12 protein-coding genes are annotated in these 15,792 nt (G+C 71.8%); 8 read left to right on the top strand and 4 right to left on the bottom strand.

Annotated features, from left to right (window positions below; genetic code table 11):
• Nucleotides 1-92: 92 nt before the first annotated feature.
• Nucleotides 93-881, bottom strand: a complete 789-nt coding sequence (locus AC1DUQ_RS04720) for an electron transfer flavoprotein subunit beta/FixA family protein (protein ID WP_477073456.1) — start codon at nt 879-881, stop codon at nt 93-95.
• Between the two features lie 96 nt (nt 882-977).
• Here AC1DUQ_RS04720 and glgX point away from each other — a divergent pair, with 96 nt between their 5' ends.
• A complete protein-coding gene (gene glgX, locus AC1DUQ_RS04715; protein ID WP_477073455.1) occupies nt 978-3,170 on the top strand; it encodes a glycogen debranching protein GlgX in 2,193 nt (730 codons plus the stop codon).
• On the opposite strand, the gene AC1DUQ_RS04710 is transcribed toward glgX, so the two are convergent.
• Nucleotides 3,161-3,574 carry a GNAT family N-acetyltransferase gene (locus AC1DUQ_RS04710; protein ID WP_477060434.1) on the bottom strand — a complete coding sequence of 138 codons (414 nt, stop codon included), beginning with the start codon at nt 3,572-3,574 and terminating at the stop codon, nt 3,161-3,163. The genes glgX and AC1DUQ_RS04710 overlap by 10 nt on opposite strands.
• A gap of 25 nt (nt 3,575-3,599) precedes the next feature.
• Here AC1DUQ_RS04710 and AC1DUQ_RS04705 point away from each other — a divergent pair, with 25 nt between their 5' ends.
• From AC1DUQ_RS04705 to AC1DUQ_RS04690, 4 genes are all read left to right on the top strand, one after another.
• Nucleotides 3,600-5,246 (top strand): FAD-binding dehydrogenase, encoded by a 1,647-nt coding sequence (locus tag AC1DUQ_RS04705; protein ID WP_477060433.1) that lies wholly within the window; start codon nt 3,600-3,602, stop codon nt 5,244-5,246.
• Between the two features lie 55 nt (nt 5,247-5,301).
• Nucleotides 5,302-7,317 carry an alpha-1,4-glucan--maltose-1-phosphate maltosyltransferase gene (locus tag AC1DUQ_RS04700; RefSeq protein ID WP_477073458.1) on the top strand — a complete coding sequence of 672 codons (2,016 nt, stop codon included), beginning with the start codon at nt 5,302-5,304 and terminating at the stop codon, nt 7,315-7,317.
• Nucleotides 7,318-7,403: 86 nt separating this feature from the next.
• Nucleotides 7,404-9,080, top strand: a complete 1,677-nt coding sequence (gene treS, locus AC1DUQ_RS04695) for a maltose alpha-D-glucosyltransferase (RefSeq protein WP_477073457.1) — start codon at nt 7,404-7,406, stop codon at nt 9,078-9,080.
• Nucleotides 9,077-10,327, top strand: coding sequence for a maltokinase N-terminal cap-like domain-containing protein (locus AC1DUQ_RS04690; RefSeq protein WP_477060431.1), 1,251 nt, complete (start codon nt 9,077-9,079; stop codon nt 10,325-10,327). Before treS ends, AC1DUQ_RS04690 begins: the two co-directional genes overlap by 4 nt.
• Here AC1DUQ_RS04690 and AC1DUQ_RS04685 read toward each other — a convergent pair whose 3' ends face one another.
• On the bottom strand, nt 10,328-11,566 hold the full coding sequence (locus tag AC1DUQ_RS04685) for an ROK family transcriptional regulator (RefSeq protein WP_477060430.1): 1,239 nt from the start codon (nt 11,564-11,566) through the stop codon (nt 10,328-10,330). It abuts the gene before it with no gap.
• A gap of 205 nt (nt 11,567-11,771) precedes the next feature.
• On the opposite strand from AC1DUQ_RS04685, the gene AC1DUQ_RS04680 reads away from it, so the two are divergent.
• Genes AC1DUQ_RS04680 through AC1DUQ_RS04670 form a run of 3 tightly spaced genes read left to right on the top strand, consistent with a single transcriptional unit; the run spans nt 11,772 to nt 14,900 of the window.
• On the top strand, nt 11,772-13,094 hold the full coding sequence (locus AC1DUQ_RS04680) for an ABC transporter substrate-binding protein (RefSeq protein ID WP_477060429.1): 1,323 nt from the start codon (nt 11,772-11,774) through the stop codon (nt 13,092-13,094).
• Between the two features lie 10 nt (nt 13,095-13,104).
• Complete coding sequence (locus tag AC1DUQ_RS04675) at nt 13,105-14,079, top strand: carbohydrate ABC transporter permease (RefSeq protein WP_477073454.1); 975 nt, start codon at nt 13,105-13,107, stop codon at nt 14,077-14,079.
• The gene (locus AC1DUQ_RS04670; RefSeq protein ID WP_477073453.1) at nt 14,076-14,900 is read left to right on the top strand and encodes a carbohydrate ABC transporter permease; all 825 of its coding nucleotides are present in this window, start codon (nt 14,076-14,078) and stop codon (nt 14,898-14,900) included. Before AC1DUQ_RS04675 ends, AC1DUQ_RS04670 begins: the two co-directional genes overlap by 4 nt.
• Before the next feature lie 39 nt (nt 14,901-14,939).
• On the opposite strand, the gene AC1DUQ_RS04665 is transcribed toward AC1DUQ_RS04670, so the two are convergent.
• Nucleotides 14,940-15,792, bottom strand: an 853-nt coding sequence (locus AC1DUQ_RS04665) for an alpha-galactosidase (protein ID WP_477073452.1), incomplete at its 5' end; no start/stop codon positions are given.

Genomic DNA, 15,792 nt, shown 5'->3' with positions numbered 1-15,792 from the left:
CGGGGGCGCGGACGGCTCCGCCCTCGGTGTGGTCGACGAGCACGAGCACGGGTGCGGTCACGGCGGCGATCCTCTGTTCTTCGAGAGCCGGGTCAGACGAGCTGGTTGTCGACGAGGTACGCGGCGAGCCGGACCCCGGCGTCGCCCGTGTCCGTGACCAGCACGCGGTTGTCGCGGGGCGGGCGGGCGGCGGCCTCGAGCACCTCGGTGCGCGCGCCCGGGGCGCCGACGCGCGACGCGTCGACCTCCAGGTCCGCCAACGTCAGGGTGGTGATCGGCTTCTTGCGGGCCGCCATGATGCCCTTGAAGTTGGGGTAGCGCGGCTCGTTGGCCTGGTCCGTCACGGAGACGAGCGCGGGCAGCGGGGCCTCGAGCACCTCGGACGCGTGGTCGAGGTTGCGACGGACCCGCACGGTGCCGCCGTCGACGGTGAGCTCGGCGGCGAGCGGGAGGGCCGGCAGGTCCAGCAGCTCGGCGAGCGCGGTCGGCAGGAGCGAGGTCAACCCGTCCAGGCCCGCCATGCCGGTGATCACCAGGTCGACGTGCTCCTGGGCGTCCAGGTGCCGGATCGCCGCGGCGAGCACGCGGGCGGTGCCGATGAYGTCCGAGCCGGCGATCGCGTCGTCGACCACGTGGACCGCCTCGTCGGCACCCAGCTGCAGGCCGCGGCGGACCGCGTCGGCGGCGTCGTYGGGACCCACGGTCAGGGCGACGACCGATCCCTCGCTCGCCTCGACCAGCGTCAGCGCCGCCTCGACGGCGTTCTCGTCCAGCTCGTTGATCGTGCCGTCCCCGCCGTCGCGGACCACGCGACCGTCGGGGCCCAGGGCCCGCTCGGACTGGATGTCAGGGACATGCTTCACGCAGACGACGATCCTCACCCGCGGAACGTTACCGCCCGTCCCGGACGCGGCCGACACCGGTCCAGGGGCGGAGACACCCGACACGTGTGGGGTTGTGTCCCGCACAATGTGCGGGTGACCCCGCCCTCCTTGCGCCGCCGAGCGCCCCGCCTCGGTGTGCACGTGACCGAGACGGGCGTCGATGTCGCCGTCTACGCGGCCCACGCCACGAGGGTCGACCTGTGCCTGTTCGACGGTCAGACCGAGCGACGCATCCCGCTCGGCGACCCGCTGCACGGCGTGTTCAGCGCCTCCGTCCCCGGCGTCCGTGCCGGCCAGCGGTACGGGTTCCGCGCGCACGGCCCGTGGGAGCCCGCGGCCGGCCTGCGCTACAACCCGGCCAAGCTGCTGGTCGACCCGTACGCCCGCGGTCTCGACGGCGAGGTCGCGCACACGCCGCAGACGTACGGCCACGTGGTCGGCCTCGACCTGGCGGGCGACCCGTACGGCCCGGCCGACCCGCGTGACTCGGCGGGCCACGTGCCGTACTCGGTGGTCGTCGACACCCGCGACCTGCCCGGTCCGGACCCCACCACCAACCGGCCGTGGACCCCGTGGTCGCACACGGTGGTCTACGAGGCCCACGTCCGGGGCCTGACCATGCTCGACGACCGGCTGCCGGAGGAGCTGCGCGGCACCTACGCGGGCCTGGCGCACCCGGCGGTCGTCGACCACCTGCTCGGCCTGGGCGTCACCGCCGTCGAGCTGCTCCCGGTGCACGCGTTCTCCTCCGAGCCGCACCTGGTCGCCAAGGGCCTGACCAACTACTGGGGCTACAGCACGCTGGGCTTCTTCGCCCCGCACGCGGCGTTCGCGACGGCCGCCGCACAGGCTGCCGGCCCGGCGGCCGTGCTCGCCGAGCTGCGCGGCGCGGTGCACGCCCTGCACGAGTCCGGGCTCGAGGTGCTCCTCGACGTCGTCTACAACCACACCTGCGAGGGCGGCCTGCCCGGCCAGCACCTGTCGTGGCGCGGGCTCGACAACGCCACCTACTACGCGCACGACGGCGGGGCGCCGGCCGCGCTGGCGGACGTCACGGGCACCGGGAACTCGCTGGACTTCCGCCGGGCCGAGGTGGTCCGGATGACGCTGGACTCGCTGCGGTACTGGGCGGACGTCGTCGGCGTCGACGGGTTCCGGTTCGACCTCGCCGTGACGCTGGGCCGCGACCCGTCCGGCTTCTCGCCCGACCATGCCGCGCTGGTCGCGATGGCCACCGACCCCTCGCTGCACGGCCTCAAGCTCGTCGCGGAGCCCTGGGACGTCGGCCCCGGCGGGTGGCGCACCGGGCAGTTCCCCGTCCCGTTCGCGGAGTGGAACGACCGGTTCCGCAACGCCGCCCGGTCGTTCTGGCTGGCCGACCCCGGCCGCGCCGCACACGGTCTGCCGGGCCACCGCGTCCGGGACCTGGCCACCCGCCTGTCGGGCTCGGTCGACCTGTTCGGCCACAGCGACCCACCGCTGGTGCGCKGACCGGGTGCGTCGGTCAACTACGTCACCGCGCACGACGGGTTCACGCTCGCCGACCTGGCGGCCTACGACCACAAGCACAACGCGGCCAACGGCGAGCAGAACCGCGACGGCAGCGACGACAACCGGTCCTGGAACCACGGGATCGAGGGCCGCGTGGGGCCGGACTCCCCCGCGGTCGACATCGTGCCCCTGCGCCGGCGCTCGATCCGCAACCTGTTCGCCACGCTCGTGCTGGCGGCCGGCACGCCGATGATCACGGCGGGCGACGAGATGGGGCGGACGCAGCGGGGCAACAACAACGCCTACTGCCAGGACAACGAGATGTCCTGGGTGCACTGGGACCTGACCCCGTGGCGCAAGGACATGCTGGCCACCGCGCGCTGGCTGCTCCTGCTGCGCCGCGAGCACCCCGCGCTCCGCACCGAGAAGTTCTACTCGGGCCGGCCCGCGGTGCCCGGCCAGCGCCCGGACCTCGCCTGGTTCGACTCGTTCGGTCTGCCGTTCGACCACGACCGGTGGCACGACCCGTCCGTCCGCACACTCCAGATGGTGCGCACCGCGCCGCTGCCCGAGCGGGACACCGTGCTCCTGGTCATCAACGGCTCGCTCGACGCGGTGCACCTGATCCTGGCCGACGACCACGGCGGCCGGTGGCGCCTGGCGTGGGACTCCGTCTGGGAGAACCCCGCGGAGGAGCGCGCGGCGGCGATCGAGGGCAGCCTGCACGCCGAGCCCGGGGAGGCCACGGTCGTCGAGGCGCTCAGCCTGCGGGTGTACGTGCTCGTTCAGCCCTGACGGCCCGGGCGGACCATCGCGGTCTCGTCCGGCTCTGCGAAGCCGTACTCCCGGTACAGGCCGTGGGCGTCGCCGGTGAACAAGGTCCAGCGGAAGTCGGCGCCCGGTCCCTCGTCGACCATGGTGGCGACGATCCGCCGGCCGAGCCCGGCTCCCCGGTGGGCGGGGTCGACGATGACGTCCGCCAGATAGGCGAAGGCGACGGCGTCGGACACCGCGCGGGCGAACCCGACGAGCTCCCCCGTGGACTCGACGTAGACGCCGACCACCCGCCACGCGCCGTCGATCTGGCGCTCGACGTCGTCGCGGCTGCGCCACCGCCCCCAGTACGCCTCGGTGGACAGCAGGCGCCAGACCGCGTCCCGGTCCACGCGGTCGACGTCGTCGCTCAGCACATAGGTCACGACACGGATCGTAGAGTTGCCCACCATGACGCACTCCGATGTCGTGGTCGTCGGCGCGGGCCTGGCCGGGCTCGTCGCCACCGCCGAGCTGGTCGCCGCCGGGCGCCGGGTCACGCTCCTGGACGCGGAGCCTGCCGCGAGCCTGGGCGGGCAGGCGTTCTGGTCGTTCGGTGGCCTGTTCCTCGTCGACTCCCCCGAGCAACGGCGCCTCGGCGTCAAGGACTCCGCGGAGCTGGCGCTCGCCGACTGGCTGGGGTCCGCCGACTTCGCGGCCGACGGCTCCGACCGGTGGGGCCGCGCGTGGGCCGAGGGCTTCGTCGACTTCGCCGCCGGTGACCTGCGGTCGTGGCTGCACGCCAAGGGCGTCCGCTGGTTCCCGCTGGTCCAGTGGACCGAGCGGGGCGGGTACCTGGCCGACGGGCACGGGAACTCGGTCCCGCGGTTCCACATCACCTGGGGCACCGGGCCGGGCATCCTGGAGCCGTTCGTCCGCGCCCTGCTCGACGCCCGCCGCGACGGCCTGGTGGACGTGCGGTTCCGGCACAAGGTGACCGACCTGGTGACGACCGACGGCCGGGTCACCGGCGTGCGGGGTGACGTGCTCGTCGCGGACCCCGTGGCGCGCGCGGTGCCCAGCTCCCGCGAGGTGGCTGCGCCGTTCGAGATCTTCGCGGCCGCCGTCGTCGTCGCCACCGGGGGCATCGGCGCCAACCACGACCTGGTGCGCTCGACGTGGCCGGCCTCGGCCGGCCGGCTGCCCGCGCGGATGCTCGCCGGGGTGCCGGACCACGTGGACGGCTCCGGCATCGCCGCCGCGAAGGCGTCCGGCGCGGCCGTCGTGCACGAGGACCGCATGTGGCACTACCCCGAAGGCATCACCAACCACTCGCCGGTGTGGTCGCAGCACGGCATCCGGATCCTCGCCGGGCCGAGCAGCCTGTGGCTCGACGCCGACGGGCACCGCCTCCCCGCCCCGCTGTTCCCCGGCTTCGACTCGCTCGGCGCGCTGCGGCATGTCACCGAGCGCGGCGACGACCACTCCTGGTTCGTGCTGGACAAGACCATCCTCGGCCAGGAGTTCGCGCTGTCCGGCTCGGAGCAGAACCCGGACCTGACCGGCAAGGACGTGTCGCTGCTGCTGGAGCGCGTGAAGCCCGGTGCGGTCGGGCCGGTCGAGGCCTTCGCGGAGAAGTCCGACGAGTTCCTCTGGGCGGACACGCCCGCGGAGCTGGCCGCCAAGATGAACGCGCTGTCGGGCACCGGCCGGATCGACGCGGACGCGCTGGAGCGGACGATCGTCGCGCGGGACCGCCAGGTGGAGACCGGCCTCGGCAAGGACTCCCAGGTGGTGGCCACCGCGATGGCCCGCCGGTATGTCGTCGACAAGCTCATCCGCGTGGCCAAGCCGCACCGGCTGCTCGACCCCGAGCACGGGCCGCTGCTCGCCGTGCGGCTCTCGGTGCTCACCCGCAAGACCCTGGGCGGGCTGCACACCGACCTCGAAGGTCGCGTCCTGCGCCCCGACGGCGAGGTGCTCCCGGGCCTGTGGGCCGTGGGCGAGGCCTCCGGTTTCGGCGGCGGTGGCGTGCACGGCCACCGCGCGCTGGAGGGGACGTTCCTGGGCGGCTGCCTGTTCACGGGTCGGACGGTGGGCCGCGCGCTCGGCGCGTAGTCGGCGCTGCGGATGCCCCCGACCTGGACCAACGGATAGGTTCGGGAGCGTGACGATCAGCCCCGTGCCCCTGGGCACCTCCGTCGGCCGCATTCCCGTCGTCGATGTCTCCCCGGTCGCGGAAGCCGGACGGTTCCCGGCGAAGGCCGTCGTCGGTGAAGCCGTGCCCGTCCGAGCCACGGTGTTCCGCGAGGGGCACGACGCCGTGGCGGCCACCGCGGTGCTCACCGACCCCGCCGGCGTCGACCGCGCGAGCGCCCGCATGGTCGACATCGCGCCCGGCCTGGACCGCTTCGAGGCCCGCCTCGTCCCGACGAGCACCGGCGAGTGGACGTTCCGCGTCGAGGGCTGGTCGGACCCGTACGGCACCTGGGTGCACGACGCCACCATCAAGGTCGAGGCCGGGGTGGACGTCGAGCTCATGCTCGCCGAGGGCGCCCTCCTGCTCGAGCGCGCGGCGGCCCGCACCGGCAAGGACGCGATGCCCCGGGCGGCCGCCCGCGTGCTCACGGACGCGGTGATCGGCCTGCGCGACATCCGCGACACCCCGCGCGACCGGCTCTCCGCCGGGCTGTCGGCACAGGTGCACGCGGCACTGGCCGCGCACCCGCTGCGGGAGTCCGTGACGCGGTCGGCGGCGTACCCGCTGGTCGTCGACCGTCCGCTCGCCCTCGCCGGGTCCTGGTACGAGCTCTTCCCCCGCTCGCAGGGCGCCAGGTACGACCCCGAGATCGGCAAGTGGCACTCCGGCACGCTGCGCACCGCCGCGCTCGACCTGCCCCGCATCGCCGGCATGGGCTTCGACGTGGTCTACCTGACCCCCGTGCACCCGATCGGCGAGAAGTACCGCAAGGGCCCCAACAACTCGCTGTTCGCGGACCTGGGCGACCCGGGCTCGCCGTACGCCATCGGCTCCCCCGCCGGCGGGCACGACGCCATCGAGCCCTCGCTGGGCACCTTCGAGGACTTCGACGCCTTCGTCGCCGCCGCCCGGGGCCACGGGATGGAGGTGGCCCTGGACATCGCGCTGCAGTGCTCGCCCGACCACCCGTGGGTGACCTCGCACCCGGAGTGGTTCACCACGCGGGCCGACGGGACGATCGCGTACGCGGAGAACCCGCCGAAGAAGTACCAGGACATCTACCCGCTGAACTTCGACAACGACCCCGAGGGCATCTACACCGAGATCCGCCGGGTCCTGCAGGTGTGGATCGACCACGGGGTCACCCTGTTCCGCGTCGACAACCCGCACACCAAGCCGCTCGACTTCTGGGAGCGGATCCTGCGGTCCGTGCGGGCCGACCACCCCGACGTCATCTTCCTGTCCGAGGCGTTCACGCGGCCGGCCATGATGCAGACCCTGGCCAAGATCGGGTTCCACCAGTCGTACACGTACTTCACCTGGCGGAACACCAAGGACGAGATCGACGAGTACCTCGCGGAGGTCTCGGGCGAGCAGGGCGCGTGGATGCGGCCCAGCTTCTGGCCGACCACGCACGACATCCTGCCGCCGTACCTGCAGGCCACGGGCGTCCGCGGGTTCGCCGTGCGCGCGGTGCTGGCCGCCCTGGGCGCCCCGACCTGGGGCATCTACTCCGGCTACGAGCTGGTCGAGGACGTGCCGCGGCCCGGGGTCGACGAGCAGATCGACAACGAGAAGTACGAGTTCAAGCCGCGCGACTGGTCCAAGGCCGACGCCATCGGCATCAACCTGCTGCTGGGCCGCCTGAACGAGCTGCGGCACACGCACCCGGCCCTGCAACAGCTGCGGAACCTCAAGGTGCTCCCGACGTCGGACGACGCGCTCGTCGCGTTCTCCAAGCACCTGGACGCCGAGCACTCCCCGACCGGCCGGGCCGACACCATCGTCGTCATCGTCAACCTCGACCCGTGGAACGCACGGGAGGGCTCTGTGCAGCTCGACCTGCACGYGTACGGCCTCGACCCGAACCGGCCGGTGGTCGCGCACGACGTCCTGTCGGACGAGACCTACGACTGGGGCCCGTCGGTGTTCGTCCGGCTCGACCCGATGATCCGGGCCGCCCACGTGGTCAACCTGGTGGCACCGTGACCGAGACGCCTCCCACCGGTCGGCACGCCCGCGAGCCCGCGCCCACCACCGCGCAGATCGTGCTGCCCGGCCACCGTCTGCCCGCGATGCCGCACCCCGTCGAATCCCCCGGGGGTCTCACGGAGGATCGCGAGTGGTACCGGACCGCGGTGTTCTACGAGGTCATGCTCCGCACGTTCTCCGACTCGTCCGGCCAGGGCAGCGGCGACCTGCGCGGCCTCATCGACCGGCTCGACTACCTGCAGTGGCTCGGCATCGACTGCCTCTGGCTGCCGCCGTTCTATCCGAGCCCCCTGCGCGACGGCGGCTACGACGTGGCCGACTACACCGCGATCGCCGGGCAGTACGGCACGATGGCCGACTTCACCGAGCTCATCGAGCAGGTGCACGCGCGCGGCATGCGGATCGTCGTCGACCTGGTGATGAACCACACCAGCGACCAGCACCCGTGGTTCCAGGCGTCCCGCTCGGACCCCGAGGGTCCGTACGGCGACTTCTACGTGTGGAGCGACGACAACACCAAGTACCCGGACGCCCGCATCATCTTCGTCGACACCGAGACGTCCAACTGGACCTTCGACCCCGTGCGGCGGCAGTTCTTCTGGCACCGGTTCTTCGGCCACCAGCCCGACCTGAACTTCGAGAACCCGCGCGTCGTCGAGGCGATGATGGACGTCGGGCGGTACTGGCTGGGCATCGGCGTCGACGGGTTCCGCCTCGACGCGGTGCCGTACCTGTTCGAGGCCGAGGGCACCAACTGCGAGAACCTCCCCGAGACGCACGCGTTCCTGCGCAAGGTCCGCAAGATGATCGACGAGGAGTTCCCGKGCCGGATCATGCTGGCCGAGGCCAACCAGTGGCCCGAGGACGTCGTGCACTACTTCGGCACCGAGGAGGAGCCGGAGTGCCACATGTGCTTCCACTTCCCGGTGATGCCCCGGATCTACTACTCGATCCGCGACCAGCGGGCGACGCAGATCATCGACATCCTGGCCGACACCCCGCCGATCCCGAACAACGGCGCCCAGTGGAGCACGTTCCTGCGCAACCACGACGAGCTCACGCTCGAGATGGTCTCCACCGAGGAGCGCGCGTCGATGTACGGCTGGTTCGCGCCGGACTCGCGGATGCGCGCCAACGTCGGGATCCGCCGCCGCCTGGCCCCGCTGCTGGACAACTCCCGCAAGGAGATCGAGCTCGCGCACGCCCTGCTGCTCAGCCTGCCCGGCAGCCCCTGCCTGTACTACGGCGACGAGATCGGCATGGGCGACAACATCTGGCTGCCCGACCGCGACTCCGTCCGCACGCCGATGCAGTGGACGCCGGACCGCAACGCCGGCTTCTCCACCGCCGACCCGGGCAAGCTCTACCTCCCGCTGGTCCAGTCGCTGGTGCACCACTTCAGCCACACCAACGTCGAGGCCCAGCTGGCGCAGCCGACGTCCCTGCTGCACTGGGTGCACGGCATGCTCACCGTGCGGCGTCAGCACCCGGCGCTCGGCGCCGGCGACTTCGAGGTGCTGGCCTGCGACAACGACTCGGTGCTGGCGTTCTGCCGGCGCACGGCCGACGAGACGATCCTCGTCGTGGCCAACATGGCGTCCACCGCGCGCGCTGCCACGGTGACCCTGAAGGACCGCGCCGGCTGGTCGGTGCACGACGTGTTCGGCGGGGCGCCGTTCGCCTCGATCCGGCCCGACGGCACCGCGTCGTTCACGCTCGGGTCGCGCGACTTCTACTGGCTGGAGCTGACCGCCCCGTGAGCCTGACCGCCCGCACCTCGCCCGACGCCGCGCGCCTGCTGGACGTGCTGCGCCAGTGGCTGCCCACCCGCCGCTGGTTCCCCGCCAAGGGTCAGGTCGCGGAGCTGTCGGCGGTGGCGTCCCTCCCGTTCGCCCCCGACGTGACCGTCCTGCTGGTCCGCGTCCGGGCGGGATCGATCGACGCGGTCCTGCAGGTGCCGCTGGTCCTCACGGACGAGCCCTCCCCCGACGCGCTCGGCACGCTGGACGGTCGCACCGTCCTGGACGGCGCGCACCACCCGGCGTTCCTGCGCGCGTGGCTCGCCGCCGCGGACGGTCCGGGGGCCGACGTCGACGTGTCCGCGGCCCGGCTCGTCTCCGGCGAGCAGTCCAACACCTCGGTGATCCTGCCGGGCGCACGGCCGGGCATCCTCAAGGTGCTGCGCGCGGTCGCGCCGGGCGAGAACCCCGACGTCGACGTCCCGCGCCACCTGGTCGACGTCGGGTGGGAGCACGTCCCCGCGCCGCTGGCCTGGCTGCAGGCCGAGTGGCCCGGTCACGACGGCGAGCCGGTGACCGGCTACCTCGGGGTGCTCGCCGCGTTCGTCGACGCGGCCGAGGACGGCTTCGAGCTGGCCTGCGCCTACGCGGGCCGCGGCGACTCGTTCGCCGAGCTGGCCGACGAGCTGGGTGCGATCACCGCCACGATGCACGACGCGCTCGTGACGGCCTACGGCGTCGAGGACACCGACCAGGGCCCCGAGGAGGTGGCCCGCGCGGTGGCCGCCCGGTACTCCTGGGCGCTGTCCGCCGTGCCGGCCCTGGCGCGCTTCGCGGACGGTGTCGCGGCCGTCGTCGCCGAGGTCCGCGCGCTCTCGTCGGCACCACCGCGCCAGCGCGTCCACGGCGACCTGCACCTCGGCCAGGTGCTCCGGTCGCACGACGCCTGGTTCATCATGGACTTCGAGGGTGAGCCCCTCGCGCCCCTCGCCCAGCGGACGCGCCCTGACCTCGCCCTGCGGGACGTCGCCGGGCTGCTGCGCTCGATCGACTACGCCGCGGCCGTCGGCGGGCTGACGGGTGCCGACGCCGCAGGCTGGACGGCCGACGCCCGCGCCGGCCTGCTGCGCGGGTACGGCGGCGGGGACCAGACGCTCCTGCGCGCGCTGGAGCTGGACAAGACGCTCTACGAGGCCGTGTACGAGTCCCGCAACCGGCCGACGTGGCTCCCGATCCCGATCGCGGGGCTCGAGCGTCTGACCAGCTGATCAGCCCGCGGTGACCTCGAGCGGCAGCTCCAGCGGCATCCGCACGCCCACCTGCCGCGGTGCCAGCTCGCTCTGCAGCACCAGCGCAGCGGCTCCGACGGCCGCGGCCTCGGGGGCGTTCGAGGAGATGACCACCCGCACCGGGTGGCTGCCGCGGGCGAAGAACGACTGCCCCAGCCGACGCTCGATCTCGGGCAGGTACAGCGACCCCGCCAGCGCGAACGCGGGTCCGGTGAGGATGACGAGCTCGAGGTCGAGCACGTTGGCGAGCGTCTGCGCGGCGACCCCGAGGTAGCGCGCCGACCGCTGCAGGAGCTCCATAGGGAGGGCCTCGCCCCGGCTCGCGGCGCGCGCGAGGGAGCCGAAGTTCTCCGCGACGTTCCGGCCGGCGAGCTCGAGGCCCGCGTCCCGGGCGGCCGCGACCACCGCGGCCGGTCCGGCCAGCGCCTCGACGCACCCGCGGTTGCCGCACCAGCACTCCGGGCCGTCGAGGTCGACGCAGATGTGCCCGACCTCCCCGGCGTTCGAGCTGGAGCCCCGGTACACCGTGCCGTCGACGAGGATCCCCGCGCCGATCCCGGTGCCCATGTAGAGCGCGGCGAACGCCGAGCCGGTCGAGATGCCGCCCGACCAGTACTCGCCGATCGCCGCTGCGGTGGCGTCGTTGTCGAGCAGCACGGGCAGGCCGATGGCCTCCTCGAGCGCGGCGCCCAGGGGGAACTCGGTCCAGCGCTGCATCACCGGCGGGGTGAGGGTCATGCCGGTGGACGCGGAGATGGGACCGGGCGAGACGACACCGAGCCCGAGGATGCGCGCCGGGTCGACGCCCACGCGCGTGACGGTCGTGCGGATCTCCGCGGCGATGCGGGCGACGACCTCCCGCGGGTCGTCCGAGCCCGCGCCCGGCCGACGCCAGCGGGCGACGATCGCGCCGCCGAGGTTGGCGATGACGTAGGTGATGCCGGCGTGGTCCAGGTGGACGCCGATGGCGTAGCGCGCCGACGGGTCCAGCTGCAGGAGCATGCGGGGCTTGCCACCGGTCGACTCGGCGCGGCCGACCTCGAGCACGAGGCCGTCGTCGATGAGCCGGCGGACGACGGTGGAGATGGTGGCTGCGGTGAGACCGGTCGCGCGCGTCAGCTCGACGCGGCTGATCGTGCCGGCGGCCCGGATGAGGTCGAGGATCGCCGACCGGCTGCTCGCGTGCGCGGCGCCGAGACCCGGCTGGGAGCCGCTCACCCGTCCTCCTCCATGGGGTGTCCCCCTCGTCGCACACCATAACGATCCGGGAACGGACGCCCATGCCCACGACACGCCCGTTGACTTACTTTGTTCACTTGCCTAAGAATGCCACACGGAGCACAGCGGCTCGACACCGGGCCGCTCTGCCTCATCAGACCCCCGGTCGGCACGCGGAGGTGCCGGCACGACGAGAGGATCAACGATGTTCCCTCAGAAGCGACGCACACGCCTCATGGCGATCGCGGCCGCCAGCTCGATCCTCGCCCTCAGCGCATGCTCCGGCGGCGGGAGCGGCGACGACGAGGCCAACGACGACGGCACCCCCTCCGGGGAGATCACCGTCCTGACGTGGCGTACCGACCTCGTGGAGGACGGCACGTTCGACACGTACGTCGAGGAGTTCAAGGCCTCGTACCCCGAGGTCACCGAGGTCAAGATCGAGGGCCTCACCGACTACGAGGGGGAGGTGAAGACGCGCATGAACACCGAGAACTACGGCGACGTGCTCGCCATCCCTGGCTCGGTCACCCCCGACCAGCTCGGCGACTTCTTCGAGCCGCTGGGCGACCAGGAGGAGCTGGGCAAGGAGTACCGCTGGATCAACGACAAGTCCTTCGAGGGCAAGTCGTACGGCATCCCGGTGGTGGGCAACGTCCAGGGCTTCGTCTACAACAAGCGCGTGTGGGAGGAGGCCGGGGTCACCGAGTTCCCCGACACCCCCGAGGCGTTCCTCGCGGCGCTCCAGGCCATCAAGGACAACGGCGTCGAGATCGCGCCGCTCTACACCAACTACAAGGACGGCTGGCCGCTGTCGCAGTGGGACGGCTGGCTCGGTGCCGTCACGGCCGACCCCGACTGGAAGAACAAGATCGTCGAGTCGGACACCCCGTGGACCGAGGACAGCGACTACGGCGTGGTCGACGGCGTGGTCTACGACGCCGTCGCGCAGGGCCTGACGGAGGCCGACCCGACGACGACCAACTGGGAGGAGTCGAAGCGACTGCTCGGCACGGGCGAGGTCGCGACGATGGTCCTCGGCTCGTGGGCGATCCCGCAGATGGCGGCCGCCGCGGAGGCTGCCGGCGCGAGCGGCGACGACATCGCCTACGCACCCACGCCGGTCCAGGTCGACGGCAAGTTCCACTCCGTCGCGGGCGGTGACTACAACCTGGGCATCAACGTGAACTCGACGAACAAGGCGACCGCGCGTGCGTGGATCGACTGGTTCAACAAGGAGTCCGGTTTCTCGGAGTCGCAGGCCGGCCTGTCCCCGTTGATCGACGGTGCCGTCCCGGCGGCCCTCGAGGGCTTCGTCGCGGAGGTCGAGCTCATCACGCTGAACGCCGCGCCCGAGGGCAAGGAGTCCCTGTTCGCCGACATCGACACCGCGTCCGGCATCGTCACGACGGACCCGAAGTTCCGCCAGAAGAACATCGACGACGCCCGCTCCGGCGCCCGCACCAAGCAGCAGATCTTCGACGACCTCAACGCCCAGTGGGCCGAGGGTCGGGCGTCGGCAAGCTGAGGCTGCTCCCATGACGACCGCTCCTTCGGGTCTGTCCGACCCGACGACGGCGGCCGCGCAGAAGTCCGACGCGGCCCGCACCCCCCGGAAGCCCCGGGGCGGTGCGGGCCGCGGCACCGCGTGGTATCGCCGGCTGACGCCGTACTACTTCCTGCTGATCCCTGTCGGGCTCCTGCTTCTCCTGACGTTCGTCCCCGTCATCAACATGTTCTGGTACTCGGCCACGGACTGGGACGGACTCGACAAGACCAAGAACATCGTGGGCTTCGACAACTACGTCGAGGTCTTCACGGACCCGGACAACGTCCGCGTCTTCTACGTCTCGCTCTACTACTTCGTCGCCTCGTTCGTGCAGATGGCGCTCGCCCTGTACTTCGCGACGATCCTGTCGTTCAAGATCCGGTTCAAGAACCTGTGGAAGGGCATCCTGTTCTTCCCGTACCYGATCAACGGCGTCGCGATCGGCCTGATCTTCCTCAACTTCCTCAAGCCGGGTGGCGGCCTCGACACGGTCCTCATGACGGCCGGTCTCGAGAGCCTGGTCCAGCAGTGGACCGGAGACCCCGACGTCGCGAACTTCTCGCTCGCCGGGGTGTCCGTGTGGCGCTACATGGGTCTCAACTTCGTGATGTTCCTCGGCGCGATCCAGTCGATCAACTCCGAGATCTACGAGGCGTCGGACCTCGACGGCGCCAACCGGTGGCACCAGTTCCGGTACATCATCCTGCCGTCGATCCGCCCCATCATCGGCCTGTCGCTCATCCTCGCGATCTCCGGCTCGCTCTCGGTGTTCGAGGTCCCGTTCGTCATGACGGGCGGCGCCAACGGCACCGAGACGTTCGTCATCCGCACGGTCTGGATGGCGTTCAACCGCAACCTGGTCGGTCTCGCGTCGGCGATGGCCGTCGTGCTCCTGCTCATCGTCCTGATCGTCACCTGGATCCAGCGCAGAGTGATCCCCGACGAGGAGGTGGACCTCACATGATCCGCGCAGCCACCAGCACCGCGAAGTACGTCTCCCTGGTCATCGCGTCGATCGCGATGCTGCTGCCCCTCGGCCTCATCCTGTTCGGGTCGTTCAAGACCGGTCAGGAGTTCCTCGCGACGGGACCGATGACCCCGCCGGCCAGCTGGGGCAACGTCGAGAACTACGTCACGGCGTTCACGCGCGGCAACATGCTCGCGGCCTTCGGCAACACCGTCTTCATCTTCGCCGCCGCGATCGTCGGCACGATCCTGATCGGTGCGGCCAYCGCGTACGCGCTCGACCGGTTCCGCTTCGCCGGGCGCTCCGCGGTGCTCGGGCTGTTCCTGCTCGCCACGCTGGTCCCGGGCGTCACGACGCAGGTGGCGACCTTCCAGATCATCAACGGGCTGGGCCTCTACGACTCCCGCTTCGCGCTGATCCTGCTGTTCATGGGCACCGACATCATCTCGATCTACATCTTCCTGCAGTTCATCCGGGCGATCCCGAAGTCGCTGGACGAGGCCGCGATGATCGAGGGCGCCGGGCACCTGCGGATCTTCTTCCAGATCATCCTGCCCAACCTGAAGCCGGCGATCGCGACCGTCGTGATCATCAAGGGCATCGCGATCTACAACGAGTTCTACCTGCCGTTCCTCTACCTGCCCTCGAAGGAGCTGCGGCCAATCTCGACGACGCTGTTCGACTTCAAGGGGCCGTACGGCTCGCAGTGGGAGGTCATCTCGGCGGGGGTGGTCATCACGATCATCCCGATCCTCGTGCTCTTCCTGTTCCTGCAGCGGTACATCTACAACGGGTTCACCTCGGGCGCGACGAAGTGACGGATGGGGGCAGCCGGTCCGGCTGCCCCCATCCCCGTCTCACACCCGCGTGGCTCGCACCAGGGCGATGCGCTCCGGCAGCTGCAGCGGCGCCTCGAGGCCCACACCCGACAGCAGGCGGCCCGGCAGCCGCACGCCCTGCGGGGTCCACCAGGCGGGGGCATGGTCGACCGCGTCGCCCGGCGCCTGCGGACGCACGTCGTAGAGCGCGTCGGGGTCGAGCCCCGGGAGCGTCACGCGCGCCAGGGCGGTGTTCGTCGACCGGCCCGTCATCGCGATCGCGAACAGCGCGTCCGCCCGGTCAGGCGCCACCACCCCGTGCACGGCCAGCACGGGATCGACCGCGTCCGCGTGCACGGCCGTCCCGGAGTGCAGCAGGGGCCGCAGGTCCTTGTAGAGCGCGATCCACGCGGCGAGGTCGGCCCGCTCGGAGTCGTCGGCCTCCTGGAGGTCCCACTCGATCCCCAGGTGCCCGAACAGCGCGGTCGCCGCCCGGAACGGCAGCTCGTGCCGGCGGCCGGTGCTGTGGGCGTGCCCGGACCCGATGTGCGCGCCGATGAGCTCGAGCGGGATCAGCAGGTTGGTCCAGCGCTGGATCTGCTGGCGCTCGAGCGCGTCGATGCAGTCGCTCGCCCACACACGGTCGGTCCGCTGCAGGATCTCGAGGTCCACCCGCGCGCCGCCGGACGAGCAGGACTCGATCTCGACGCCGGGGTGCAGCGCACGCAGCTCGTCGAGCAGCCGGTAGACCGCGCGCGTCTGTCCGTGCACGCCGGGGGCTCCCCCGTGGCCGGCGTCGACCAGGTCCCGGTTGTGGTCCCACTTGAGGTAGCCGATGGGGTACTCGGTGAGCTGGTCCCACTTGAGGTAGCCGATGGGGTACTCGGTGAGC

The sequence above is a fragment of the Cellulomonas sp. P4_B5_2 genome (assembly GCF_056402235.1).
The sequence above is the reverse complement of the archived record's forward strand: the minus strand, read 5'-3'. Positions and strand labels throughout refer to the sequence as shown.